Origin of the sequence: Flavobacterium weaverense (assembly GCF_003688495.1) — a bacterium.
In the GTDB taxonomy this organism is placed as follows: Bacteria; Bacteroidota; Bacteroidia; order Flavobacteriales; family Flavobacteriaceae; genus Flavobacterium; species Flavobacterium weaverense.
Genome location: NZ_REFH01000010.1, coordinates 469,741 through 494,082 on the forward strand (window position 1 = coordinate 469,741; position 24,342 = coordinate 494,082).

The 24,342-nt window shown below is 32.1% G+C and carries 27 protein-coding genes; 12 read left to right on the forward strand and 15 right to left on the reverse strand.

Annotated features, from left to right (window positions below; translation table 11 throughout):
- The first annotated feature begins 124 nt into the window (after positions 1-124).
- A complete protein-coding gene (locus BC961_RS11935; protein WP_121926070.1) occupies positions 125-643 on the forward strand; it encodes a shikimate kinase in 519 nt (172 codons plus the stop codon).
- Here the strand turns inward: BC961_RS11935 and BC961_RS11940 are convergent.
- Together BC961_RS11940 and BC961_RS11945 are read right to left on the reverse strand one after the other, a co-directional pair.
- The gene (locus BC961_RS11940; RefSeq protein ID WP_121926071.1) at positions 635-1,135 is read right to left on the reverse strand and encodes a phosphoribosyltransferase domain-containing protein; all 501 of its coding nucleotides are present in this window, start codon (positions 1,133-1,135) and stop codon (positions 635-637) included. The two genes, BC961_RS11935 and BC961_RS11940, sit on opposite strands and share 9 nt — an antisense overlap.
- An 80-nt stretch (positions 1,136-1,215) precedes the next feature.
- Positions 1,216-1,602 (reverse strand): RNA-binding S4 domain-containing protein, encoded by a 387-nt coding sequence (locus BC961_RS11945; RefSeq protein WP_121926072.1) that lies wholly within the window; start codon positions 1,600-1,602, stop codon positions 1,216-1,218.
- 80 nt (positions 1,603-1,682) lie between these two features.
- Here BC961_RS11945 and BC961_RS11950 point away from each other — a divergent pair, with 80 nt between their 5' ends.
- Positions 1,683-2,663: an FKBP-type peptidyl-prolyl cis-trans isomerase gene (locus BC961_RS11950; RefSeq protein WP_121926140.1), complete on the forward strand. Its 981-nt coding sequence runs from the start codon at positions 1,683-1,685 to the stop codon at positions 2,661-2,663.
- A 74-nt stretch (positions 2,664-2,737) separates the two neighbouring features.
- On the opposite strand, the gene BC961_RS11955 is transcribed toward BC961_RS11950, so the two are convergent.
- Both BC961_RS11955 and BC961_RS11960 read right to left on the reverse strand, forming a co-directional pair.
- Positions 2,738-3,691, reverse strand: a complete 954-nt coding sequence (locus BC961_RS11955; protein WP_121926073.1) for a transketolase family protein — start codon at positions 3,689-3,691, stop codon at positions 2,738-2,740.
- Positions 3,692-3,754: 63 nt separating this feature from the next.
- On the reverse strand, positions 3,755-4,609 hold the full coding sequence (locus tag BC961_RS11960) for a transketolase (RefSeq protein ID WP_121926074.1): 855 nt from the start codon (positions 4,607-4,609) through the stop codon (positions 3,755-3,757).
- A gap of 152 nt (positions 4,610-4,761) precedes the next feature.
- Between BC961_RS11960 and BC961_RS11965 the strand changes: the two genes are divergently transcribed.
- The 3 genes from BC961_RS11965 to BC961_RS11975 all read left to right on the forward strand — a co-directional run bounded on the left by BC961_RS11965 (position 4,762) and on the right by BC961_RS11975 (position 7,062).
- Positions 4,762-5,343 (forward strand): Crp/Fnr family transcriptional regulator, encoded by a 582-nt coding sequence (locus BC961_RS11965; RefSeq protein ID WP_121926075.1) that lies wholly within the window; start codon positions 4,762-4,764, stop codon positions 5,341-5,343.
- Positions 5,344-5,437: 94 nt separating this feature from the next.
- Positions 5,438-5,866 (forward strand): hypothetical protein, encoded by a 429-nt coding sequence (locus tag BC961_RS11970; protein WP_121926076.1) that lies wholly within the window; start codon positions 5,438-5,440, stop codon positions 5,864-5,866.
- A gap of 101 nt (positions 5,867-5,967) precedes the next feature.
- Complete coding sequence (locus BC961_RS11975; protein ID WP_121926077.1) at positions 5,968-7,062, forward strand: alkene reductase; 1,095 nt, start codon at positions 5,968-5,970, stop codon at positions 7,060-7,062.
- A 115-nt stretch (positions 7,063-7,177) separates the two neighbouring features.
- On the opposite strand, the gene BC961_RS11980 is transcribed toward BC961_RS11975, so the two are convergent.
- Entirely contained in the window at positions 7,178-7,495 is a 318-nt protein-coding gene (locus tag BC961_RS11980; RefSeq protein WP_121926078.1) for a rhodanese-like domain-containing protein, read from the reverse strand.
- A 5-nt stretch (positions 7,496-7,500) separates the two neighbouring features.
- Complete coding sequence (locus BC961_RS11985; protein ID WP_121926079.1) at positions 7,501-7,785, reverse strand: rhodanese-like domain-containing protein; 285 nt, start codon at positions 7,783-7,785, stop codon at positions 7,501-7,503.
- Between the two features lie 442 nt (positions 7,786-8,227).
- Here BC961_RS11985 and BC961_RS11990 point away from each other — a divergent pair, with 442 nt between their 5' ends.
- Positions 8,228-8,980, forward strand: coding sequence for an alpha/beta hydrolase (locus tag BC961_RS11990; RefSeq protein WP_317126971.1), 753 nt, complete (start codon positions 8,228-8,230; stop codon positions 8,978-8,980).
- A 68-nt stretch (positions 8,981-9,048) separates the two neighbouring features.
- Here the strand turns inward: BC961_RS11990 and BC961_RS11995 are convergent, their stop codons facing one another.
- Entirely contained in the window at positions 9,049-9,462 is a 414-nt protein-coding gene (locus BC961_RS11995; protein WP_245980921.1) for a DoxX family protein, read from the reverse strand.
- 420 nt (positions 9,463-9,882) lie between these two features.
- Here BC961_RS11995 and tgt point away from each other — a divergent pair, with 420 nt between their 5' ends.
- The 6 genes from tgt to BC961_RS12025 all read left to right on the forward strand — a co-directional run bounded on the left by tgt (position 9,883) and on the right by BC961_RS12025 (position 17,176).
- Positions 9,883-11,013, forward strand: coding sequence for a tRNA guanosine(34) transglycosylase Tgt (gene tgt, locus BC961_RS12000; protein ID WP_121926081.1), 1,131 nt, complete (start codon positions 9,883-9,885; stop codon positions 11,011-11,013).
- A 72-nt stretch (positions 11,014-11,085) separates the two neighbouring features.
- Positions 11,086-12,174, forward strand: coding sequence for an LptF/LptG family permease (locus BC961_RS12005; protein WP_121926082.1), 1,089 nt, complete (start codon positions 11,086-11,088; stop codon positions 12,172-12,174).
- Positions 12,161-13,066: a DMT family transporter gene (locus tag BC961_RS12010; protein WP_121926083.1), complete on the forward strand. Its 906-nt coding sequence runs from the start codon at positions 12,161-12,163 to the stop codon at positions 13,064-13,066. The genes BC961_RS12005 and BC961_RS12010 overlap by 14 nt, the downstream gene beginning before the upstream one ends.
- 96 nt (positions 13,067-13,162) lie before the next feature.
- Positions 13,163-14,116: an acetyl-CoA carboxylase carboxyltransferase subunit alpha gene (locus BC961_RS12015; protein WP_121926142.1), complete on the forward strand. Its 954-nt coding sequence runs from the start codon at positions 13,163-13,165 to the stop codon at positions 14,114-14,116.
- A gap of 144 nt (positions 14,117-14,260) precedes the next feature.
- On the forward strand, positions 14,261-15,805 hold the full coding sequence (gene dnaB, locus BC961_RS12020; protein WP_121926084.1) for a replicative DNA helicase: 1,545 nt from the start codon (positions 14,261-14,263) through the stop codon (positions 15,803-15,805).
- Between the two features lie 108 nt (positions 15,806-15,913).
- Positions 15,914-17,176: an asparagine synthetase B gene (locus BC961_RS12025; RefSeq protein ID WP_121926085.1), complete on the forward strand. Its 1,263-nt coding sequence runs from the start codon at positions 15,914-15,916 to the stop codon at positions 17,174-17,176.
- A gap of 67 nt (positions 17,177-17,243) precedes the next feature.
- Here BC961_RS12025 and BC961_RS12030 read toward each other — a convergent pair whose 3' ends face one another.
- The 8 genes from BC961_RS12030 to infC all read right to left on the reverse strand — a co-directional run bounded on the left by BC961_RS12030 (position 17,244) and on the right by infC (position 24,326).
- On the reverse strand, positions 17,244-18,077 hold the full coding sequence (locus tag BC961_RS12030) for an endonuclease/exonuclease/phosphatase family protein (protein ID WP_245980923.1): 834 nt from the start codon (positions 18,075-18,077) through the stop codon (positions 17,244-17,246).
- 287 nt (positions 18,078-18,364) lie between these two features.
- Positions 18,365-18,772, reverse strand: a complete 408-nt coding sequence (locus BC961_RS12035; protein ID WP_121926086.1) for a hypothetical protein — start codon at positions 18,770-18,772, stop codon at positions 18,365-18,367.
- A gap of 563 nt (positions 18,773-19,335) precedes the next feature.
- On the reverse strand, positions 19,336-19,656 hold the full coding sequence (locus BC961_RS12040) for a hypothetical protein (RefSeq protein WP_121926087.1): 321 nt from the start codon (positions 19,654-19,656) through the stop codon (positions 19,336-19,338).
- Between the two features lie 725 nt (positions 19,657-20,381).
- Positions 20,382-21,050, reverse strand: a complete 669-nt coding sequence (locus BC961_RS12045) for a DNA-binding transcriptional response regulator (RefSeq protein WP_121926088.1) — start codon at positions 21,048-21,050, stop codon at positions 20,382-20,384.
- Positions 21,051-21,061: 11 nt separating this feature from the next.
- Complete coding sequence (locus BC961_RS12050) at positions 21,062-22,792, reverse strand: tetratricopeptide repeat-containing sensor histidine kinase (RefSeq protein ID WP_147440542.1); 1,731 nt, start codon at positions 22,790-22,792, stop codon at positions 21,062-21,064.
- A 144-nt stretch (positions 22,793-22,936) separates the two neighbouring features.
- The gene (gene rplT, locus BC961_RS12055; protein ID WP_121926090.1) at positions 22,937-23,281 is read right to left on the reverse strand and encodes a 50S ribosomal protein L20; all 345 of its coding nucleotides are present in this window, start codon (positions 23,279-23,281) and stop codon (positions 22,937-22,939) included.
- Between the two features lie 174 nt (positions 23,282-23,455).
- Positions 23,456-23,653, reverse strand: a complete 198-nt coding sequence (rpmI, locus tag BC961_RS12060) for a 50S ribosomal protein L35 (RefSeq protein ID WP_121926091.1) — start codon at positions 23,651-23,653, stop codon at positions 23,456-23,458.
- 115 nt (positions 23,654-23,768) lie between these two features.
- Entirely contained in the window at positions 23,769-24,326 is a 558-nt protein-coding gene (infC, locus tag BC961_RS12065) for a translation initiation factor IF-3 (protein WP_370566874.1), read from the reverse strand.
- Positions 24,327-24,342 lie beyond the last annotated feature (16 nt).

Below are 24,342 nucleotides of genomic sequence, written 5' to 3' on the forward strand. Positions count from 1 at the left end.
TTCTTTCCTTGAATGCGGGTGCAAATATAAGGACTTTATTTGGAGTTTTCCAAGCATTTTTATTATAAATTTGTCTTTTTTAAACAAAAATTCTCAACACCTTAATTTGTAAGGTTTTATTAAGATGAAAAAAATTATATTATTGGGTTATATGGGTTGTGGTAAGTCCACAATTGCAAATAAATTATCGCAAAGTCTAAAAATTCCGTTCGTAGATTTGGATGAAAAAATTGAAGAAAAAGCAAATTTGTCTATAAATGAGATTTTTGATACTCGCGGCGAAATATACTTTAGAAAGTTAGAACATCAAGTTTTTGTCGAATTGTTGAACTCACCCGATAAACAAATAATTGGTTTAGGAGGAGGAACTCCATGTTATGCCAATAATCATGAATTATTAAACGGAGAAAATGTTGCTTCTATTTATTTGAAAGCTTCAATTGATACATTATTTAGAAGACTTTCTACCAATAAAAGCAAAAGACCCCTTATTTCACAAAAAAATGATGTGGAAATGAAGGAGTTTATTGCGACGCACCTTTTCGAAAGAAGTTATTATTACAATCAAGCACAATTTAAAGTGACTGTTGATGAAAAAACAATTGATCAGGTAGTTCTTGATATTGAATGCATCTTAGCTTAAATAAGCGTAGCTGCTGCCGTCTTCATCAAATACAACTTGGACATGCTCAAATAACGACGTTGATAGAGAGATTCCTTTAAAATCAGCTTTTACAGGATACTTTTTATGATTTCTATCTACTAGCACTGCAGTTTTGAATTTCTTTAATGGAACATCAATAAAATGACGTACAGCATATATTAATGTAGTTCCTGAATTAAGAACGTCATCAACTAAAATTAAACCTTTGTTTGCATAATCTTCTTTTGCTAACGAAGTTTGGATTGGTAACTGTGGATTCTGTTTATTGATTTGCACTTTGCAAATTGAAACTTTTATTGGAGAAATAGTTTCTAACATAGAAGCTATTTTTTCTGCGAAAATAAAGCCGTTATTAGCAATTCCTGCAATTACAATTTCTTCTTCATCAACAAACGTTTCATAAATTTGATACGCAATTCTTCTAATTTTATGTTCAATTTCCTGATTGGTTAGGATTATATCTTTGTTCATTATATATATTGTAAGTTGTTATTAACAGATTGGTAGATTTAAATATTATTTCGGCTAATGGATTAGCTAGCGATGCTAAATCAATCTTCTTCTTCTGTTTTTATTTCGTTACCAAATTCATCGATATCTCTTCTATCTTTTTTTGTTGGTCTTCCTGTGCCATTTTTTCGATAATGTTCCTTCGATAATTTTAAGAGTTCTAAATGTTGATAGACTTCAGCTGGAGTGTCATTCCTTCTATAAATGTCAACAAGTTTTGCGCCCACACGGTTCTCAGGAATGTCTAAAACCGTTATAATCTGGGTGATTTGATCTTTTCTAAATGTGATTTTATCAGTAGGAAATACCTCCTTAGAAGGTTTGGCAACTAGACCATTCACAGTCACGTGGTTCTTTTTACAGGCTTCGGTAACCATGTTTCGGGTTTTGTAATACCTCACACACCATAAATATTTATCTATTCTCATAAATTTTCTAAAATCGGAGTTAAATTGTTTACAAAAATCAATCAATATTGTATCTTGCGCACTTAAAAAAATTAGCTATAATGAACAAATTTAAGTATTATTTTATTCTATTAATTACAACCCTGTCTTTATTTTCATGTTCAAAGGATAATGACACAGCAGATATTACTCCACCAAGAGATTACGCAGAGCAATATGCAACTGATTTGAAAGATATTGAGGAATATTTGAATAATTATTATATCGAAGATGTTTCTGCAGACGCTGATACTAAAATAACAAAAATACCGACTGGAGGAACTCAACCTTCACTAATGTCATACTTAAATAAAACTACGTTCCCGAAGCTTTTATATCGTGAGTTAAATTTTCATAATATTACCTATAAATTATATTATTTAGTGCTAAGAGAAGGAGTAGGGTTGTCACCAACTAATACTGACGGTGTTCTTACAGCTTATAAAGGCGAATATTTATCGCGAACTAAAGTAGCTGAAGTTCAGAATTTAGGTGCAACTTTCTTTGAAGAATCAAAAACTCCACAGCAGTTCTTTTACTTGTATAATCCAAATGCTCCGCTTATTAAAGGTTGGGAAGAGCTTTTTCCACAATTTAAAACTGGAACATACCTATCAAATGCTGACGGTACGGTTACTTATAGTAATTTTGGAGCTGGAGTATTATTTATTCCTTCAGGTCTTGCTTACTATAACGCAGGAAGTGCTACTATTCCAGCATATGCGCCTTTAGTTTTTAGTGTGAAATTATATGAAATTAACAGAGTAGATTCAGATGGAGATGGAATAATGGATTTCCAAGAAGATTTAAATGGTGATGGTTACATGCGTTTATTACCAGCAGGAGTTACAAATCCTGATGATACTGACGGAGATGGAATACCTAACTTTCTAGATGCAGATGATGATGGTGATGGAGTAAGTACTAGAAAAGAAATAACAGATGCAAATGGTAAAGTAATACCGTTTGACTTAATTCCAGCATGTGATGGAAACACAACAGATCCTGCTAGGAAAAAAAGACACTTAGTTAAATGTAATTAAGGTTATAAAAAGCAAAAAAAAAATCCAGTTGGTCAATGCCAACTGGATTTTTTTTTTGCTCTAAATGAAAAGTATTATTTTCTTTTCATCACTCTTTCTACAGCTTCAACAATAGCTTGATTGTTTAGTTTGTATTTATCCATTAACTGTTCTGGTGTTCCAGACTCTCCAAAACTATCATTAACAGCAACAAACTCTTGAGGAGCTGGATCGTTTAAAGCAAGAACTCTAGAAATGCTTTCGCCAAGTCCTCCTAATATATTATGCTCTTCAGCAGTAACGATACATTTTGTTTTTGCCAAAGATTTTAAAATAGCTTCTTCGTCTAATGGTTTAATAGTATGAATGTTAATTACTTCAGCAGAAATACCTTGCGCCTCTAAAGCTTCAGCTGCAATTAAAGCTTCCCACACTAAATGTCCTGTTGCTACAATAGTTACATCAGTTCCTTCAGTTAAAACAATTGCTTTACCAATTTCGAATGGTTCATCAGCTGGCATGAAATTAGGAACTACTGGACGACCAAAACGCAAATAAACTGGACCTTGATGATCTGCAATTGCTAAAGTCGCTGCTTTAGTTTGATTGTAATCACAGGTATTGATTACAGTCATTCCTGGTAACATTTTCATTAAACCAATATCTTCAAGGATTTGGTGAGTTGCACCATCTTCTCCTAAAGTTAATCCGGCGTGCGATGCACAAATTTTCACATTTTTTTCAGAATAAGCAACTGACTGACGGATTTGATCATAAACTCTTCCAGTAGAAAAGTTTGCGAAAGTTCCCGTAAAAGGAATTTTACCACCAATAGTTAATCCTGCTGCGATTCCAATCATATTTGCTTCAGCAATTCCGATTTGGAAAAAACGCTCTGGATGATTTTTTTTGAAATCATCAAACTTTAATGATCCAATTAAATCAGCACAAAGTGCAACAACGTTTTCGTTTTTTTGACCTAATTCTGTCATTCCCGCTCCAAAACCTGAACGAGTATCTTTACTTCCTGTATTTGTATATTTTTTCATTTTCTAATTTAGATTTTTTGCAGCATTCAAATGAACACTAATTACTTAGTGGAAGCGTACTTCCTAGTAGTCTGAATTGCCTCCAACATTATAGTTTTGAGCTAATGCAATTTCTAACTGTGTATCATTTGGTGCCTTACCATGCCAAGCATGAGTATTCATCATGAAATCTACTCCATTACCCATTTCAGTATGCAACAATACACAAACTGGTTTTCCTTTTCCTGTTCTTGACTTTGCATCATTCATCCCAGCAATGATAGCTTCGATATCATTCCCTTTTTCAATTTCTAAAACATCCCAATCAAAAGCTTCAAATTTTGCTCTTATGCTTCCCATTGCTAGAACTTCGTCAGTAGGACCATCAATTTGTTTTCCGTTTAAATCGATTGTAGCAATTAGATTATCTACATTCTTAGCAGATGCGTACATGATTGCTTCCCAGTTTTGACCTTCTTGCAATTCACCGTCACCATGTAAAGTGTAGATAATGTGTTTATCACCGTTTAGTTTTTTAGCTTGAGCAGCTCCAATACCAACAGATAAACCTTGACCAAGAGAGCCTGAAGCCATTCTTATTCCTGGTAAACCATCGTGAGTAGTAGGATGTCCTTGCAATCTTGAATTAATCAAACGGAAAGTCGATAATTCAGAAACTGGAAAATATCCTGTTCTCGCTAATACGCTGTAAAACACAGGAGAAATGTGACCATTAGAAAGGAAGAAAATATCTTCTCCTATTCCGTCCATCTCAAAACCTTCTTTACGTTCCATTATATTTTGGTATAAGGCTACAAGAAATTCAGTACAACCTAGAGAACCACCTGGATGACCTGAGTTTACTGCGTGTACCATTCGAAGAATATCTCTTCGCACTTGGATAGTTAAATCGTTTAATTGTTGTGTGTTTGGTTTCATTTGTGTGTTAAAAATTAGACTTGGCAAAGATAAACAGATATTTTGATTTATGGATATTTCCATTTTTTGATTTATCAATAGTTATCAAGGATTTCCAACTTTTTCAACAATATTATTTTCTGCAACAACCGAGTATTTAGTACCTTGCCAAAATGTTCCAACAATTATTCGATAGCATTCAAGAAAAAGTAACAGTTACTCCAGCAGAAATGGACATTTGCAAAACTTTTTTCATACCTAAAAAGTTGCGTAAAAAGCAGACTTTATTGCAAGAAGGTGACATTTGCATTCATAATGCATTTGTGGAGAAAGGTATTATGCGTTCTTTTTTTACTGACGAAAAAGGAAATGAACATATCGTTCAATTTGCAATCGAAGGTTGGTGGATTACTGATTTGTCTAGTTTTTTGACTAAAAGTAATTCGATTTATACTATTGAAGCGCTTGAGGATTGTGAACTACTATTATTAACCATGGAAGCGAGAGAAACTCTGATCGATAAAATCCCAATGTTTGAACGATACCAGCGACTACTATTACAAAACGCTTACATTGCTAATCAAGCTAGGATTAATTCAGCGCTTACTGAAACTGCCGAAGAAAAATACGTTAAAGTTGGTTTAGCCTATCCTGGAATAATCAAACGTGTTCCTCAACACATGATTGCTTCGTACTTGGGTTTGAAACCAGAAACCCTGAGTAGAGTTAGAAAACAGATTAGCACTCGCATTTAATTTCTCTGTTGACCTAAATCAACAGAATTTCTTGTTTTACATCAACAACAATTGCACTGCTGCAGCCTTAAATTTGTCTTGTAAATAAAAGTCAATGTCAATTAGGAAAACATTTGCAGTAATTGGTCTTTCAAAATTTGGAATCATTTCTGTATTGTCTAAAATTGGACAAAATAACAACGCGCTGATATTTGATGGTGCTTCATCTTTTACTGATGAGGTTTTTTCGAAAAGTAGAACTGTAGTTCCAAATTTAGAAGTTGAAATAGCCACTTGTCCAATTGATGCGAGTTGGGAAGCTGATGTTATTGTAATTTCAGATTCTTTTGTTCGAAAAGCAGAATCCATAAAGAAAATCACAAAAGTTTCTACTGGTAAAACTGTTATTATCGTAAATGATAATGAGAAAAAAGAAGATGACTTCCAAAATTCTGAATCGCTGCTATCTCTTTTTCCTTATTCGAATGTGAGAAGCATTACTGAAGCAGAAATTGAGAGTTTTGACTTTATGTTACCATTGTAATATACGTCTTGATGAAGTGAGAACAAACTTTTATACACAAACAGGTTAAATTTTTATCAATATAGTTTCTAAAATCAATACTTTTTAATTAAAAAAAAAACATGAGCAAATCACTTTTATTCCAGCCCTACACTCTAGGAGATATAATTTTAAATAATAGAGTAGTAATGGCACCAATGACCAGAAGCCGTTCTAATAACGAAGGAAATGTTGCGACGGACTTAACTGCTAGATACTATGAGCAAAGAGCTACCGCAGGTTTAATTATTACAGAAGGAACTTTTGTGAGCACTAAAGCAGTTGGTTTTATAAATGTCCCAGGAATTTACAGCGAAGCACAAATAGAAGGTTGGAAATTAGTTACAAAAGCGGTGCATGATAAAGGAGGAAAAATATTTGCTCAACTTTGGCACACAGGAAGATTATCGCATCCTGATTTACATGCGGGTGAATTACCTCATGCTCCTTCAGCTTTAAATCCTTTTGCAAAAGCATTTACCAACGATGGTTTTGTGGATACTGTAGTTCCAAAAGAAATGACGATTGAGGATATTAATCAAACTGTTTTAGATTTTACAAATGGAGCTAAAAACGCATTAGCTGCAGGTTTTGATGGTGTGGAGTTGCATGCTGCAAACGGTTATTTATTACAGCAATTTTTTAATAGATACTCGAACCATCGCACAGACGATTATGGTGGTTCAATGGAAAATAAATCCCGTATCTTATTTGATATTTTAAATGCATTTAAAGGAGTAATTGACTATTCTAAAGTTGGAGTTCGTTTAAATCCAAGTTTGAATAATGCTCAAGGAATGATGCTTGATAAAGATACTATCCCGACGCACGAATATATTGTAAAACGCTTGAATGATTACGGATTAGCTTATATTCATTTAACAGAGCCTTTTACGCCAGTAGATGATATTCCTTTTGCGGTAACAGAAGTTGCAAAACATTTTAGACCTTTATATAATGGTACATTAATCATTAATAAAAGTTTCACAAAGGAGACCGGAATTAAAGTTATTGAAGATGGCTATGCTGATTTAGTGGCTTACGGAGTGCCATTTATTGCTAATCCAGATTTAGTGGCGCGTTTTGAAGCAGATGCTCCTTTGAATGCTCCTGATCAAGCAACTTTTTATACGCCTACTGAGAAAGGTTATACTGATTATCCATCAATGACAAAATAAACATTATTTTAAGAATTACATTTTATAAATAAGCCCGCGTGAAGCGGGCTTATTACTTTTTAAGAAAAAACAGATCGAGAAGAAGTTCACATTAAATAGTGCTCAAATTCTATTTTTATCGAAGTTTGTTATTAAGGCTGCTCCATCCGCCACCATTGTAAACTGATGTGTACCCTTTAGATTTTAAAATTCCCTTTGCTGATGCACTTCTCATTCCTGAGGCGCAACACGTAATAATTACTTTATTTTTATCTTTTAGTTTACCCAAATTACTGCTTAAAGTATCAAGAGGTATATTTATTGAGCCGTTAACATGTCCGCCTGAATATTCTCCTTTACTACGAACGTCAACTATGATCGCTCCTTGCTTCACTAATTCAGCATAATTAGTACTTGGTCCAAAACCAAATAATTTTTTAATTGCGTCTATCATTTTTTTTAGTTTGTTCGTGATTGATAATAATTTACATCTAACCAAGAACCACCATTGTAACAGTCGATTCCTTTTTGAGAAAGATAGTGCTGCGCTTGTCCGCTTCTATTTCCTGATGCGCAACATAGAATTAAAGGTGATTTTAGATTCTCTATTTCTTCCATTCTCTCTTGTAATTCCGCTAGTGGAATATTAATGGAGTCTGCAACGTGACCGCCCATAAACTCTTCATGTGTGCGAACGTCGACGATCGTGCAGTTTTTTTCTTTTATCAAATTTTCAATTTTCATATTTTTTTAAATTACCGTATTTATGATTATGACTGATTGTTTCAAATTCACAATGTCAATTTATATATTACAAAAGTAATGCAACAAAGAGTATTCGAAGGTAACTTTTGTTACACAAGAGAATTTTATTTAAATTTTTAATTGAAAAAAAATATGGTGACTTGAAGGTACAGTTTTCTTTTCGAAAGGTTGAGAAGAATCTTTTAGTAATAAAGAAAATATAATTTTTATACTCCACGATCGCTTTAGATTAACAAATCATAAATCGCAGTTAAATTCCATTTTAGACGGCTCTTCTGGTATGCGTAGATGTAATAATATAAATTTTTTAATAGTATATTCGTAAAAAAAAAATATGCGTTTTACATTTTATATCTTCATTTTAGCGATGCCTTTTCTGTTTTTAAATTGTAGTTCAAAAAAAAATTCAAATGTTTCCTACTTGGAAAATAGTGCAAAAGATAGTCCAAATGCGCCTAAAATGAATGTTTTTACAGCTCGTAAGTCCACTACTAAACAAGCTCCCGTTCTAATTTTTATTCATGGAGGAAATTGGAATAGTGGAAGGAAAGGAACTTATGATTTGTTAGGTAGAAATTTTGCTAGTGAAGGAATAGTAACTGTGATTCCCGATTATACTTTAAGTCCAGATGCAAGCTATGATGTGATGACTAAGCAAATAGCTGCTGTTATTAAATGGGTTCAGAAAAATATTAGTGAATATAATGGTGATCCAAATCAAATTTTTATAACTGGTCACTCTGCGGGAGGGCATCTGGGAGCGCTCGCTGTGATGAATACAAAATATGGAATTGATCCTAAAACTATTTCTGGGATTATTTTAAATGATGCTGCTGGATTAGATATGAAAAACTATTTAGAGGGAAATCCGCCTACTGTTAAAGATGATTATTTGGCAACATGGACTTCTGATCCAGTAAAATGGAAAGACGCTTCTCCAATTTATTTTTTAAATAAGAACACACCGCCTTTCCTAATCTATGTTGGTGATAAAACCTATAATTCGATAAAAGTTGCAAATAGCCGTTTTTTAAATGCGTTGAAACCATTTCAGCCTGAGGTTCAAACAATTCGTTTAAATAAAAGACATGTGCCAATGGTGCTACAATACTTCAATCCTTGGAGTGATCGATTTGATGAAACTATTTCATTCATAAATGCTCAAAAAAAATAAACACTAATTTTTGTTATTGGCAGCTGTTCCATGATTTTGGATTAAACTTTTACGAAATTGATGATAGATTATTTATTTAATGTAGCGTCTACACTATATTTTCCACTTCCGAGTAAAAACAGGGCAAAGTAGCCGAATAAGTAAATCAAAGCTAATTCTTTAGTTCCCAAGGGATCATTTATGTGAACAATAAATGCAGCAACTACCATGGTTGTAATTAGAGGAATTAATGCTAGTCTTGTCGAAAATCCGATGATTGTCAATATCGAGCAGATAACTTCTGCGAAGACAGCTAAAAATAATGATGCAGGGCTCCCAATACCAAGCGGGTCGCCAAATTCCATATTTCCATTTATCAATTTCATCATTTTTGGAATACCATGACTTAACATTAACAGACCTAAAGAGAGTCTTAATAAAAGTGAAGCAATATCATTGGCGTTGGTAGACCAAGAAGTAGGAGAAAACATTTTATTGCGCATGATATGGATTTTATATTTTTTTCGAAACAAACATAAGAATAATTTTGATTCAGGTGCTTGAAGATAATATTGTTTTTATTTCATCGCTGGAACTTACAATTGTTATTTTGTCACAAGATCACATCAATTAAATAATTTGAATTCTACTTATAGATGAGATAAGGCGACAAGGTATTTGTTTAAAATTAAATGAAATTAATTCGATTATTAATTTTCGAAATAGAGCGATTATAACTAAATCCCAAATCTTAATTAAATTTTCTGTTATGTAATTTTCAAATTGTTGAATTAACCTATCTTTGCGCTCCCGAATGGTCGGGAAAAAAGAGAATTTATTACAAAATTTGTTAGTAGTCCTTATTTAAAAAGGGAACTGCTCGCTGATTAATTCTTTTTATAATGAAACAATTTGAGAGATAGATGAAATTTGATTTATTGAAAACAGACCCGTTATCAAAAGCTAGAGCGGGAACTATTACTACTGATCATGGTGTTATTGAAACGCCTATTTTTATGCCTGTAGGAACTGTTGCTTCTGTAAAAGGAGTGCACCAAAGGGAATTAAAAGAAGATATAAATCCAGATATTATATTAGGAAATACGTACCATTTATATTTGCGTCCGCAAACTGAAATTCTTGAAAAAGCAGGCGGATTGCATAAATTTATGAATTGGGATCGTAATATTTTGACTGATTCTGGTGGATACCAAGTGTATTCGCTTTCAGCAAATAGAAAAATCAAGGAAGAAGGAGTAAAGTTTAAGTCACATATTGACGGATCTTATCACTTTTTTACGCCTGAAAATGTAATGGAAATTCAGCGTACAATTGGTGCTGATATTATCATGGCTTTTGATGAATGTACACCTTATCCTTGCGATTATCGTTATGCGCAACGCTCTATGCACATGACGCACCGTTGGTTAGATCGTTGCATTAATCATTTGGATAAAGTTCCTGTAAAATATGGTTATGATCAAGCATTTTTCCCTATAATTCAAGGAAGTACTTATAAAGATTTACGCCGTCAATCAGCAGAATATATTGCAAATTCAAATCAAGTTGGTAATGCAATTGGTGGATTGTCTGTTGGAGAACCTGCAGAGGAAATGTACGCCATGACTGAAGTGGTTTGCGAAATTCTACCAGAAGACAAACCGCGTTATCTGATGGGAGTGGGAACTCCAATCAATATTCTTGAAAATATCGCTTTAGGAATTGATATGTTTGATTGTGTTATGCCAACGCGTAATGCTAGAAATGGAATGCTTTTTACAGCTAACGGAACCATAAATATCAAAAATAAAAAATGGGAAGCCGATTTCTCTCCAATTGACGAAATGGGAATGACATTCGTTGATACGGAATATACAAAAGCATATTTAAGACACTTGTTTGCTGCTAATGAATACTTGGGTAAGCAAATTGCGACTATTCATAATCTTGGTTTTTATATGTGGTTGGTTCGTGAAGCTAGAAAACATATATTAGCGGGTGATTTCAAGCCTTGGAAAGAAATGATGGTTAAAAATATGAATCAGCGATTATAATATATTTGAGTCAGGTTTTAGATTTCTACTTAACGAAATATAAAACCTGAAACTTTAAACTTGGTGCAAAATATGCTTACAATAATTGATAAATACATCCTAAAGAGATATTTAGCCACATTTTTGGTGATGTTATTGTTGTTTATTCCCATTGGAATTGTCGTTGATGTTGCTGAAAAGATCAATAAAATTCTTGAGAATAAAGTGCCAATCATGGAGGTTGCATTTTATTATTACAACTTCACCGTTTATTTTGCAAGTTCACTTTTTCCTATATTTCTATTTTTATCGGTGATTTGGTTTACTTCAAAACTGGCAAATGATACTGAGATAATTGCTATTTTAAGTTCAGGAATTTCGTTTACTCGCTTTTTAAGGCCTTATATTATAGGTGCTTCAATTGTTTCTATTTTTGTTTTACTTATGGGATTCTTTGTAGTTCCAGCGGCTAGTGAGGGATTTAACAATTTTAGATATACATATTTAAAAGGAGGAGGCAAGGAAGCCATGCGAGGGAATAGCACTGATGTGTATCGCCAAATAAGTGATGATGAATTTATCTACGTTAATAGTTTTAATACAGAATCTAAAACTGCTTTTAATTTTTCATTAGAGAAATTCAAAAAACAAAAATTAGTTCATAAAATTACTGCAAGTAGAATAAAGTGGAATCCGAAAGAGAAGAATTATACGATGTATGATTATTCAAAAAGAACGGTTGGTGAGTTTGACGATAAAATCGAAAAGGCAGCTGAGAAAAAAGCAGTCTTTAATTTTGATTTGGAAGATTTAACTCCTGTAGTCTACATAGCTGAAACCTTAAGTTTAGGAAAACTAAACGCCTTTATAAAAAAGGAAAGAGAACGCGGCTCGTCAAACATCAATGTTTACCTAGTTGTTTTATATAAAAAATATAGTGTACCTATTTCTGCGTTTATACTAACAATTATCGCGGTGGCGGTTTCTTCGATGAAAAGAAGAGGAGGAATGGGAACAAATCTTGCTATTGGAATTGCACTGGCCTTTGCCTTTGTATTCTTTGATAAAATATTTGGTGTACTTGCTGAAAAATCAAGTATACCACCTATGTTAGCCGTGTGGTTACCAAATATTGCCTTTGGAATTTTAGCTATTTATTTATTACGAAATGCAAAGCGATAACTTTAAAAGTTACATAAACCTCCATCTAATTGTTTTTATTTGGGGTTTCACTGCCATTTTAGGCGCTTTAATTACAATTAATGCAGATGCTTTGGTCTGGTATCGAATGATTTTTGCAGCTGTTTTTCTAGGTGCATTTTTGGTTTACAAAAAGAAACCTTTTAGAATTCCATTAAAATCATTTCTTAAATTGATTTTTGTCGGACTTTTAATCGCGCTGCACTGGATCTTTTTTTTCAAAGCAATTCATGTCTCAAATGTCTCCATTACATTATCGGTCTTTTCATTAGGTGCTTTTTTCGCTTCCATTTTAGAGCCACTTTTTTATGGTCGAAAGGTTTTATGGTATGAAGTATTCTTCGGATTGATTATTATTGCTGGATTAGCACTGATCATGAAAGTCGAAATAAATTATCTTGATGGAATGTTATATGCTCTAGCAGCAATTATACTCGGAGTTTTGTTTACGCTAATGAATGGAAAATTGATAGCAGATCACGATCCATCAGTGATTTCATTCTACGAATTTTTATCAGGTGCTTTTTTTATATCAGTTTACTTCCTGTTTCAGCAAAAAATCACTGTTGATTTCTTTGTGTTAACGACTAATAACTGGATATTAATATTGGTTTTAGCATCTGTTTGTACCGCTTATGCCTTTACAGCATCGGTAAAAGTAATGCAGAAATTGACGCCTTACACGGTAATGTTAACTACAAACCTAGAACCAGTGTACGGCATTATATTGGCTTATTTTATTCTTGGAGGAAAAGAAAAAATGAGTTTTGAGTTTTATATTGGTGCCATAATTATAGTTCTGACTGTTATACTAAATGGTGTTATTAAACAATATCAAAAGGTAAAATTAAAGAAAGATATGAGCACTTTGTAGAATTCATTTTTTACATTTTAATAAACAAATAGCCATTTTGAACGATTAAAAATTTTATATTTGCCAATCGAAATAAAACAAAAACGCAAAAATCCTATGGAATATTTAGATTTTGAGCTTCCAATAAAAGAACTAGAAGAGCAGTTAGATAAATGTCTTATAATCGGACAGGAATCAGATGTTGATGTAACGAATACTTGCAAGCAAATCAACAAAAAACTAGAAGAAACCAAAAGAAGTATATATAAAAACTTGACTGCTTGGCAGCGAGTTCAATTATCAAGACATCCTAGTCGTCCATACACAATGGATCACGTACGTGCTTTGTGTGGTGATACATTCTTAGAGCTTTTTGGAGACAGAGGTTTTAAAGATGATAAAGCCATGATAGGTGGTTTAGGAAAAATTGATGGACAGTCGTTTATGATTGTTGGTCAACAAAAAGGTTTTAATACTAAAACGCGACAGTTCCGTAATTTTGGTATGGCAAATCCAGAAGGCTATAGAAAAGCCTTAAGATTAATGAAGATGGCAGAGAAATTTGGTATTCCTGTATTAACATTAATTGATACTCCAGGAGCTTATCCAGGATTAGAAGCTGAAGAGCGTGGTCAAGGAGAAGCAATTGCTAGAAATATATTTGAAATGGTTCGTTTAAAAGTACCGATCATTACTGTCATTGTAGGTGAAGGTGCTTCTGGTGGAGCATTAGGAATAGGTGTTGGTGATAAGGTTTATATGATGGAAAATACTTGGTATTCTGTTATATCTCCAGAATCTTGCTCTTCAATTTTATGGAAAAGCTGGGAATATAAGGAGCAAGCTGCTGAAGCTTTGAAACTGACTTCTGCAGATATGAAAAAACAAAAATTAGTTGATGATATCATTCCAGAACCTTTAGGTGGAGCTCACTATGATAGAGAAACTGCTTTTAAGACGGTTGAGCAGTATATAATGAAAGGGTATAATGAGTTGAAAGACTTATCAACAGAGAAATTAATCGCTAAGCGAATGGAGAAATACTGTGATATGGGTGTTTACAGAGAGTAAATAACTTGAATCAAATATATAATCCGTCTCGTTTACAAATGAGACGGATTTTTTTTGGGTTATGAACAAAAAATAGTTGGTTATCAACAATTAAAAGTAATAACTCAACGGCTATCTTTTTTTAATTTTAGTTACTTTCGCTCTATGGAAAACTTTAGAAATATCAGTCCAGTTAAGGTTGATAAAACTACTATAATAAGCCTTGAAAAAGGAAAATTGCAACCGCAAGTTCTTGATTTAGAAGAAGCTGTGTTGGGTGCAATGATGATTGACAAAAAAGGAGTTGATGATGTAATTGACATCTTACAGCCCGACGCTTTCTATAAAGAAGCACACAAATATATCTTTGAAGCTATCGTTCAGTTGTTTACGGAGACGCAACCAATTGACTTGTTAACCGTTTCGGCACAACTAAAGAAAAATGCCAAATTAGAACTTGCAGGTGGTGATTTTTATCTAATTCAGCTTACGCAAAAGATATCTTCTTCAGCACATATTGAATTTCATTCTAGAATTATTCTTCAAAAATTTATACAACGTAGTTTGATTCGAATTTCAACAGAAATTATCGAAGATTCCTACGATGAAACAACAGATGTTTTTGATTTACTAGATCGTGCAGAAACAAAACTATACGAAGTAACGCAAGGAAATATAAAACGTAGTTCTGAAACAGCTCAAAGTTTAGTTTTGCAGGCTAAAAAACGTATTGAGGAAATTGCAGGACAAGAAGGATTGAGTGGTGTAGCTACTGGATTTGATAAATTAGACAAGATAACTTCGGGTTGGCAACCAAGCGATTTAATTATTATTGCTGCGAGACCAGCAATGGGGAAAACAGCTTTTGTCTTATCGATGGCAAGAAATATGGCAATCGATTATGGTATGCCTGTCGCATTATTTTCGCTTGAGATGGCATCTGTCCAATTAATTACTCGTTTGATTTCATCAGAAACAGGTTTGTCATCAGAGAAACTGCGTACTGGTAAATTAGAAAAGCACGAATGGGAACAATTAAGTACCAAAGTTAAAAATTTAGAAAAAGCACCTCTTTACATTGATGATACTCCATCTTTATCAATTTTTGATTTACGTGCCAAAGCGCGACGATTAGTTTCACAGCATGGAATTAGGATCATTATTGTCGATTATTTGCAATTGATGACCGCTGGAGGAAATGGAAAAGGTGGTGGAAATAGGGAGCAAGAGATATCAACAATTTCTAGAAACTTAAAAGCTTTAGCAAAAGAACTGAATGTGCCAGTAATTGCGCTGTCTCAGCTGTCGCGTGCGGTTGAAACTCGTGGATCTAGTAAAAGACCCTTATTATCAGATTTACGTGAATCTGGAGCGATTGAGCAGGATGCAGATATCGTTTCTTTTTTATATCGTCCTGAGTATTACAAAATTGATGAGTGGGATGATGACGAAGCTTCTCCTACTGCAGGTCAAGCCGAAATTATGATTGCAAAACACCGTAACGGTAGTATTGAAAATGTAAGATTGAAATTTATTGGACATTTAGGAAAGTTTGATAATCTCGAAGATCATAGCGGTAATTATGATGATTTACCTTCAAGTATGAATCAGGATGACAATCCTTTTACAACTAAAAACTTACCATCGCCAAATGAAGCCTTTGGAAGTAATTTTAATGATCCAGAAGATGATAGTGATGTTCCTTTTTAAGGAATACCAAAGATATTTTAAAATCCGTTTTCTTAACAAAGAAGACGGATTTTTTTTATCTTTTAAGTTCTGTAAATTCGTTTATCTTTGAAATAAAAACAAACTGCCATGCTTTTATCACGGTTACTCTGGATCTTAATTTTGCTTGCTTCCTTTTCAGTTAGAGGTTCTTTTATTTTGATTCCAATGGATGAAACCACGCAACAAAATCATTTGAAGGCGTACGGAATAACTTTTTGGTGCTTGGATAAAAATTATAAAGCGAGCTGGTTACTCAATTATCGTGGTGGCTCTTTCTTACTTCCAGATGCAGTTGAAATTAGAAAGGAATGTCAAATACGAGGCGTTAATTTCGAAGTTATTTCTGATGCTGAACAAATTTCTATTTTGAATGAAATTGCAAGTCCTTCTCAAAATATGGAATCAGTGGTATTAGAGAAAGCACCAAAAATTGCTGTTTACACTCCAAAAGGAAAGCAACCGTGGGATGATGCCGTTACATTAGTACTTACCTACGCTGAAATTCCTTTTACAGCTGTTTATGATGAAGAAGTTTTAGGTGATCAGTTAGTGCTTTACGATTGGTTGCACTTACATCATGAAGATTTTACCGGACAATATGGCAAATTTTACGGTTCCTACAAAAATGTTCCGTGGTACATTGACCAAAAGAAGGAAGCCGAAAATTTAGCTGCAAAATTAGGATATTCGAAAGTATCTGAAGAAAAGGGAGCTGTAGCCAAAAAAATTAGAGATTTCGTTGTTGGTGGTGGATTTATGTTTGCTATGTGCTCTGCAACTGACAGTTTTGATATTGCATTAGCAGCTGATGGATTGGATATTTGTGAGGCAATGTTTGATGGGGATGCAAGCGAAGGAAATTATCAATTGAAAATTAATTTTAGTAATTCTTTTGCGTTTAAAGATTTTACTTTGGAAAGAAGACCAGAAGTTTATGAGTTCTCAGATATTGATATGACATCAAAACGAAAGCTTCCCGCTGCCAAAGATTATTTTACGTTAATGGAGTTTTCTGCAAAATGGGATCCAATTCCGAGCATGCTTTGTCAAAACCATACACAATTAGTAAAAGGGTTTATGGGACAAACTACCGCATTTGATGCTGCACTTATCAAGTCGAATGTGTTAACTATGGGAACTTGTGAGATAAACGGTGAAGCGCGCTACATTCATGGACAAAAAGGAAAAGGAATGTTTACTTTCTACGGCGGTCACGATCCAGAAGATTACGAACACCAAGTAGGTGATGCTCCTACAGTATTAGATTTACATCCAAATTCACCAGGATATCGATTGATTTTAAATAATGTTTTATTTCCAGCAGCAAGAAAGAAGAAAATGAAAACGTAATTTTTGGGTTGAGGTATAAATTATTTTGGTTGTCTTTTATCTTTTAGATATTTTCAAATGATCATTTTTAATTTACGGAGAATTCAAACCAAATTGGAATGTGATCTGAAATTTTTCTAGCCTCTTTTAGTTTAGTGAAACTTTTATAGAAGGGAATGACACCTGAGTTAATGTACCTAACTTTAGCAATATTGAAATACATGTTGTCAAACTCTGATGCTAAACATAGATCCTCACGACATTCTTTTTTGAGTGATGTTTTTTGTCCTATTAAAATAGATTGATAGCCCATTTTCTTCAAAGGATTAAAAACGGTATGCGATTGCGGACAATTGAAATCTCCAGCAAAAATTAAATTTAGATCAGGATATTCCGCTGGTAAAAACTTAAAATATTTAATTTCAGTTTCCGGCTGTCTATTTTTAGTGATCGCATGAAAATTAACTACCGTAAATTCTTTGCCCTGATATTGAAAAGTACAGAAGTAAGGCTCCCTATCAATCTCTAAATGGTATTTTTGTTCCAGCCAAGCTTTTCCTATTTGCTTTACTTTGCTTGTTCTCCAAATAAACGCGTAGCGTTCCGTTTTATAAGCGCTACTGCTTGTTGGGTCGCTAATCGTATAATCCCATTCAGCTCCTTTAAGATTCAGTTCATCTGCTAATCTCGCTACTGCTTGTGCGCCACCATAACCTGCAACCACTTCTTGTATGGTGATAATGTCATAGTTTTTAATTGTGTCAGCGATGTAAACGATTGTAGAATCTGATTTTGATTTGCCTAAGTTTTCGATGTTCCAAGAGAGGAGTTTGACTTGTGCTGATAATGTAGTAGAAAAGCAAAGTAATAATAATATTATAGTAAATGCTTTGGTATAATTGATTTTTAAACTGTATATCATTCCTGCTCTAGTAATTTAAAGTTACTGTCTAAAACACTTATACTTTTTTTAAGTTACTACAATAGTACTAAATAAATAATTGTCTCTTGTTATAATAATGCACTAGTGCTTATATTTTAAAACGAAACTTTTACTATTTCAGATTATCATGAATCAAGTAGAAATTAGTAATTAGATATTTATATTTTTTTATTACTTGGATAGTTTGAATGATTATTGTTAAAATGTAGCTAATTAATTTCAAGCTCAAGTGACAATAAATTAATTTATATTAACATCTAAGGCTATTAATTTGCAATTCTATAATCATAAACGCGCTTTCGTATAAGATTTACGATGTTTATGTTTTCATTTTTAAGTTCGACAGGAAACTTCATTTTAAAAATAGTACCGTTTTTCAAACGTATTTTTAAATCGTAACCTTTGTAGTAATTCATCTTGATTATCGTAAGAATGATTAATCCAGGTGGGATAAGAAGTGCAATATCATGTGATATGAAGAACAAGAAAACACTAAGAAGAAGTACCGATAAAAGTAAAAAAACAGCATTATTAAAATTTGATGATTTCCGAACAGTAATGTAGATTGCATCAAGATCAGAAAACATTATTTCTTTTTTTACTGTTTTCTTAGAAATAGCAATTAATCTGTTTTTCTCGATATTCAGAATTTCGAAAGTGTGTGTTAGGTTCATTTTATAATTATGAATAAAGATTAAATAGTGGTTTTGTTTGCTTTTTATTTTAAAGTGCAAAAATTTTATTTATAATCAAATGGTTGAATGGTAATTAGGAAATGGTCTATTCACAATACTACTCATAGTTTTTTAGACGCTATTTTGTTTTCTAGAGAAAGTGTAAATTAACATCAATTTTTGCGAGTCGGCAATACCCACTTTTAGTGATATTCTTACAAATTTTTATAAATTTTATGAGTGATTCAATCATTGTTTTGTAGCATTATAAATTTAATTTTTGAGTGCAATTTTAATGACGGTGTCTCAAACTATTATTTGTAATTATAAAGCATTAAGCTTTAATTTCTTACTTGGATTTTTTAAAATTTAAATTATTATGGTTTATCTATTTTTCCAAATGCTATGAACTAAACAAAATATGAATACTGCACCTAATATGATGATGAAAATTTGAGCCGAAAATAGTAGATCGAAAGTGAATAATGACATTTGGTTTGCTTTAGAGATTTACTTTCGTTGGTAATGAATTCCTATTTAAATTTTTGGTCTTTAGAAAACCATTATTCTGCTTTAACATTTTTTCTATAAAAAATTTTTCCCTTTTTATGTCTGCTAAATGAATGTGATTCAGTAAAATTTTTATTTTCTAGTATATAATCGATGTTAATTTTCTTTTTGTGTTTTTCAAAATAGTTAATCTTTTCACCTTCATTATTTAGTTTTTCTGTCTTTACACCTTTGCTAACTTTTGAGGATGATTCTACTGTTTCGTAGGTCGTTTGCAAAAGGTCTTGTTTTATAGATTTAGAATTGTAAATTACTTTAATGCTGTAGCACAATATGAAAGCGAAGATTAGTCCAACTACAATATATTTTTTCACTTTATTTATGGTTTATCTTTTGAAATATGGATTATTTCTATTGTAACTCTCTCAATTTTAATTTGTTATTATCTTTTCTAACGGAATATTCTGATGTTAAATGTTAAAAACTATCTGTCCAGAAATTATAATTGATTGTATGAAATGATAGTTTAGAACTTAAATTGATTTTGGTATTAGAACTCATCAAAACTACTGATATGGAAAGATTTAAGTTTACGGGAAACCGTAAAGCGAGAAAAAAATTAATTTTATAACTAAATTAATGTAATTAGCGTCATAACATTAACGACATAAATTAGATTTGAATTATCCGAAATGCTTTTTATTTAGTCTATTGATGAAGGGAACAACCTTTTTTTTTAAGAAGTAGAAATAATAATAAAAAGCACTTTTTAAAATTATTTTAGAGATTGAAGTGTAGTAGTATTTTAAAGAATGTGGAGAAGCGATCTAATGTGTTGTAAGTTAATTAGTTAATCAGGTTTTCTAAGTTGAAAATTTATAGAAAATTCGATAAACATTAAATATTTTTAATTGCAGTTTTATTTAATGTACTACTAAGTCCAAAGATTCGAACCCATTGTAAAAAAAATGTCATTTATATAGTTAGACGCAGTAATGCTATAATTGTTTTACTATTTGAAGAGAGCAAATGAACTTGCGGCTTTGAATAGTTTAGAATGAATGTTAGGCTAAAGTTCTCACAATTAAATGTAAATTATTTATACTAAACCAAGATCTTTAGTAATAGCAATCAGATGCACATTATTAGTAGCTTTGAAATATATTTTAAGTTTATTAACGCGCTTTTCTAGACTGCTGTTCCCATTAGGTTTTATTTCAGAATTTTTGAATTCTGCTGAAATATCTTCAATTGTTAATCCTTTCGCTAGTGACTTTAAAAGTAAAATATCGTACCGCTCAATCTCAAGTAGAGTGTTAGTTCTTAAGTTTCTTTCTATTTCGTTTGAAACTATTATTTCTTCATTATTACACAAACGATTTATTGTAGATTCAAGTTCTTGAATGCTATCTCGTCCTTTGCATACGTAAGCATTTATTCCTAAATTAGTGTACAATGATTTAATTCGGAAAGATTTGTCTTCAATTGAAAAGACGATTGTCTTTATAGTTGGTTGCACCTTTTTTATCGCCTCGATAAGTTCTTCTCCTGATGTAAGTTTGTCGTCTCTATGATCTCTTTTGAATGATAAATCGCTAATGATTAAATCATAAGGCAAACCGTCATGCAGTGCTTTTTTAATTTTTAAAAACGCGTCATCACAATATTTACTATGGTTGATTTCATTAATACCTAACTTTTGTAATAATTGAATTATGGCAAAACTAATAGTATCTAAATCTTCAGCAATTAAAACTTTGGTAAACATAACTTTTTCAATTAGATGGGAAGAACAATTTTCGTTTTGAATCCTTTATTGGATTTACTGTCAAAAGTAATTGTTCCGTCCATAGCTTGAATACGGTTTTCCACATTTTGAAGACCATTTTTCAAAATTATTTTATCAAGTTCTAATCCAACGCCATTATCACTGTAGTCCAACTGTAATTTATCGTCTATTTTTTTGAAAGTTAAAACAACTAATGAGCTTTTACTATGCTTTTTCATGTTCACTAATAGTTCTTGGATTACGCGATAAATAGTAATCTTTTTAGTTTCGTCAATATTTAACCAGTTAACTTCTTCCAATCCATTAATTATAATATTTAAGGAAGTCGTATTAAATCCAGACATCATTTCCTTGAGATTTGGCACGAATGAAACTCCAGTTTCAATGCTGCTATTTTCTCTTGAAATGTTTCGTGTTCTCGAATAAATGGTATCTAGATTGGTAAGTAAAGTTTCTTTATTTTCAATGGTAGATAAATCTTGTGTTTCAGTAAAAGCCATCGCTTGATATACATCGTTTGCTAACTCATCATGTAATTTTTTGGCAATTCTGATTTCGGTTTTGTAAGATATTCTTATTTTTTCTTTCTTGCTTTTTTGAAATAAAAAATAGTAAATAAAACTACCGATAACGGTAATAAGTCCAACAACCAAATAAAGTAATAAATTCTTATTTTTTTGTTTTTCTAATTGAAGTGCAGACTCTATTTTTTGCGTTCTAAGATTAATATTTTCTTCTTTTTCTTTTTTAGAATCATATTTTATTTTGGCAAATTGTTTTTTAGAATTTTGTCTGACTTTTTGAATACTATCGTTCAGATGCAAGTAAGCTAAAGCAAATGATTTTAAATCATCTCCTGTATTTTGCTCTATTAAGCTTTTTAAAAATTTGAGACGTATTTCAATGACATTTAGTATTGTAGCTTTTTCTAAACCAAGAAGTAAGTAAGTATTAGATAAGTTTGGATTTTTCTTTTTGTAATATTCTGATAAATTATAATAGCTCGATAATAATCCCCAGTTATCTTTAATTTCCTTTCTGAGTTCTAAACCTTTGTTTAAAAGTGGAAGTGCTTTTGCATTATCTAGTTTAAAGTAATTGTTACCTAGATTATCGACAACATAAGCATAATGTTCTGGATTATTTATAAGCTCTTTTTTTTGAATTAATGGTAAGAGAATTTCAACTGCTTTTTGATAATTGCCTTCTTCCGTGTAAGCTAAACTTATATTATTAATAATATGACATCTTATTAGCTCGTCTGTTTTTGAATTTATAGCTTTTTTTAAATAAAATATAGCATTTTTGTTATCAAAGGTCAATAAGTAATTATTTCCTAAGCCTATATATAAGTTAGTTTCTCCATAAGGATATTTGTTGTTATTTTCAAGGAAAGGTAATGCCTCTACGCTAGTATCTTCGCTTCCGGAATAATCTCCCTGTTTGCGCTGCATTTCAGCCATCCATGATAATGAGTGAATGATTATCGAAGTGTCTTTTTGTATTTCTGCAGTATATCTTGCTTTATTAAAATAGTAATAAGAACTATCAAAATTACTGTTATCATTACTCTTATAACCAAGTTCAAGATACTTATTTATAGTGGTCCTGTCTCTTTTTTTAGGTAATTCAGGTATTTCTTTAGCACATGAATTCAACAGTAGAGTAAGAATTATTACTACGTTAATACAAATGAGAGGATATTTGTTATTTGAATTCATTGCACGAAATTACTGAAATTAATATTTAAAAGAACACCTATTAATTATTTTAGTTTTATATTTCGTTATAAATTAAAAAACCCCATCTCGCATTGCGGATGGGGTTTGTATAAGTAAGTAATCTAAATTATGTTGATAAAACGTTTATTTTACTTTATTAAGTATTGCTTTGAAAGCTTCTGGGTGATTCATAGCTAAATCTGCAAGAACTTTACGGTTCAATTCGATATTATTCTTTTTCACCTGACCCATGAATTGAGAATAAGACATTCCTTCTAATCTAGCTCCAGCGTTAATACGCTGAATCCATAATGAACGGAAATTTCTTTTATTCACTTTTCTATCACGGTAAGCGTAGCACATTGCTTTCTCTACCGCGTTCTTAGCAACTGTCCAAACGTTTTTACGTCTACCAAAGAAACCTTTGGCTTGCTTCATTATTTTTTTTCTTCTTGCTCTTTTTGCAACTGAATTTACCGATCTTGGCATAATTTTATTGTTTTTTTGTAGCAGGCGGCTTGAATTTAATCAAAAGCACTTAATGGCCATACTCCAAGGTTATTTTAAATTGTTTTAACCTAAAGAAATCTTTAGTCAAATGTCAAAAGTCGGATGTCGAAAGTAATTAACTTTAGACTTTAAGACTTTCTAACTTTAGACTTATTAGATAATTCTTAATTGTTGTTTAATACTTTTCATATCTGTTTTGTGAACTAGCGCAGTATGTGTCAATGCTAATTTACGTTTTTTAGATTTTTTAGTCAAGATGTGACTTTTAAAAGCATGCTTTCTTTTAATCTTTCCAGAACCAGTAACTTTAAAACGTTTCTTGGCGCTAGATTTGGTTTTCATTTTAGGCATTTTTTCCTAGTGTTTTAATTTATTCTTACTTACTTATCTTCTAGTCTTAAAGTAGAAAGTTTTAAAGTCATAAAGTGAAAACTTTAGACATTACAACTTGCGACTTTGGACTTATTTATTTCTTCTTCTTAGGAGCAATGAACATAATCATTCTCTTTCCTTCTAGAACCGGCATAGCTTCTACTTTACCAAATTCTTCTAGATCTGTTGCTAATCTTAATAATAAGATTTGACCTTGATCTTTATAGATAATAGAACGTCCTTTAAAGAAAACGAATGCTTTTAACTTAGCACCTTCTTTTAAGAATTTCTCTGCGTTCTTTCTCTTAAATTCATAATCATGCTCATCTGTTTGTGGTCCAAAACGGATTTCTTTAACAGTAACTTGAGTAGATTTTGCTTTTAGGACTTTATCACGTTTCTTTTGTTCATAAACAAATTTCTTGTAGTCCATTATTTTACAAACTGGCGGCTCAGCATTAGGTGAGATTTCAACTAAATCCAATTCGAATTGATCTGCCAATCTTAGCGCTTCTGTAAGTTTAAAAACTCCAGGCTCTATATTTTCACCTACAAGTCGTACTTCTTGTATACCACGAATAAGGCCGTTTATTCTATGGGCATCTTTTTTTTCTACGCGAGGTTGGTAACCTCTGTTGCTTCTTATTGCTATGACTTTATAATTTAAG

Excerpts from the sequence above, each read along its gene's own strand:
- BC961_RS11960 (WP_121926074.1), bottom strand. The coding sequence starts at position 4,609 with ATGAAACCAAACACACAACAATTAAACGATTTAACTATCCAAGTGCGA.
- BC961_RS11975 (WP_121926077.1), top strand. The coding sequence starts at position 5,968 with ATGAGCAAATCACTTTTATTCCAGCCCTACACTCTAGGAGATATAATT.
- rpmI (WP_121926091.1), bottom strand. The coding sequence starts at position 23,653 with ATGCCTAAAATGAAAACCAAATCTAGCGCCAAGAAACGTTTTAAAGTT.
- BC961_RS12050 (WP_147440542.1), bottom strand. The coding sequence starts at position 22,792 with ATGAATTCAAATAACAAATATCCTCTCATTTGTATTAACGTAGTAATA.
- BC961_RS11950 (WP_121926140.1), top strand. The coding sequence starts at position 1,683 with ATGAACAAATTTAAGTATTATTTTATTCTATTAATTACAACCCTGTCT.
- BC961_RS11945 (WP_121926072.1), bottom strand. The coding sequence starts at position 1,602 with ATGAGAATAGATAAATATTTATGGTGTGTGAGGTATTACAAAACCCGA.
- BC961_RS12005 (WP_121926082.1), top strand. The coding sequence starts at position 11,086 with ATGCTTACAATAATTGATAAATACATCCTAAAGAGATATTTAGCCACA.
- BC961_RS12045 (WP_121926088.1), bottom strand. The coding sequence starts at position 21,050 with ATGTTTACCAAAGTTTTAATTGCTGAAGATTTAGATACTATTAGTTTT.
- BC961_RS12030 (WP_245980923.1), bottom strand. The coding sequence starts at position 18,077 with ATGATATACAGTTTAAAAATCAATTATACCAAAGCATTTACTATAATA.
- BC961_RS12010 (WP_121926083.1), top strand. The coding sequence starts at position 12,161 with ATGCAAAGCGATAACTTTAAAAGTTACATAAACCTCCATCTAATTGTT.
- dnaB (WP_121926084.1), top strand. The coding sequence starts at position 14,261 with ATGGAAAACTTTAGAAATATCAGTCCAGTTAAGGTTGATAAAACTACT.
- BC961_RS11955 (WP_121926073.1), bottom strand. The coding sequence starts at position 3,691 with ATGAAAAAATATACAAATACAGGAAGTAAAGATACTCGTTCAGGTTTT.
- BC961_RS11985 (WP_121926079.1), bottom strand. The coding sequence starts at position 7,785 with ATGAAAATTGAAAATTTGATAAAAGAAAAAAACTGCACGATCGTCGAC.
- BC961_RS11965 (WP_121926075.1), top strand. The coding sequence starts at position 4,762 with ATGTTCCAACAATTATTCGATAGCATTCAAGAAAAAGTAACAGTTACT.
- rplT (WP_121926090.1), bottom strand. The coding sequence starts at position 23,281 with ATGCCAAGATCGGTAAATTCAGTTGCAAAAAGAGCAAGAAGAAAAAAA.
- BC961_RS11940 (WP_121926071.1), bottom strand. The coding sequence starts at position 1,135 with ATGAACAAAGATATAATCCTAACCAATCAGGAAATTGAACATAAAATT.
- BC961_RS11995 (WP_245980921.1), bottom strand. The coding sequence starts at position 9,462 with ATGCGCAATAAAATGTTTTCTCCTACTTCTTGGTCTACCAACGCCAAT.
- BC961_RS12025 (WP_121926085.1), top strand. The coding sequence starts at position 15,914 with ATGCTTTTATCACGGTTACTCTGGATCTTAATTTTGCTTGCTTCCTTT.
- BC961_RS12015 (WP_121926142.1), top strand. The coding sequence starts at position 13,163 with ATGGAATATTTAGATTTTGAGCTTCCAATAAAAGAACTAGAAGAGCAG.
- BC961_RS11970 (WP_121926076.1), top strand. The coding sequence starts at position 5,438 with ATGTCAATTAGGAAAACATTTGCAGTAATTGGTCTTTCAAAATTTGGA.
- BC961_RS12035 (WP_121926086.1), bottom strand. The coding sequence starts at position 18,772 with ATGAACCTAACACACACTTTCGAAATTCTGAATATCGAGAAAAACAGA.
- tgt (WP_121926081.1), top strand. The coding sequence starts at position 9,883 with ATGAAATTTGATTTATTGAAAACAGACCCGTTATCAAAAGCTAGAGCG.
- BC961_RS11935 (WP_121926070.1), top strand. The coding sequence starts at position 125 with ATGAAAAAAATTATATTATTGGGTTATATGGGTTGTGGTAAGTCCACA.
- BC961_RS11980 (WP_121926078.1), bottom strand. The coding sequence starts at position 7,495 with ATGATAGACGCAATTAAAAAATTATTTGGTTTTGGACCAAGTACTAAT.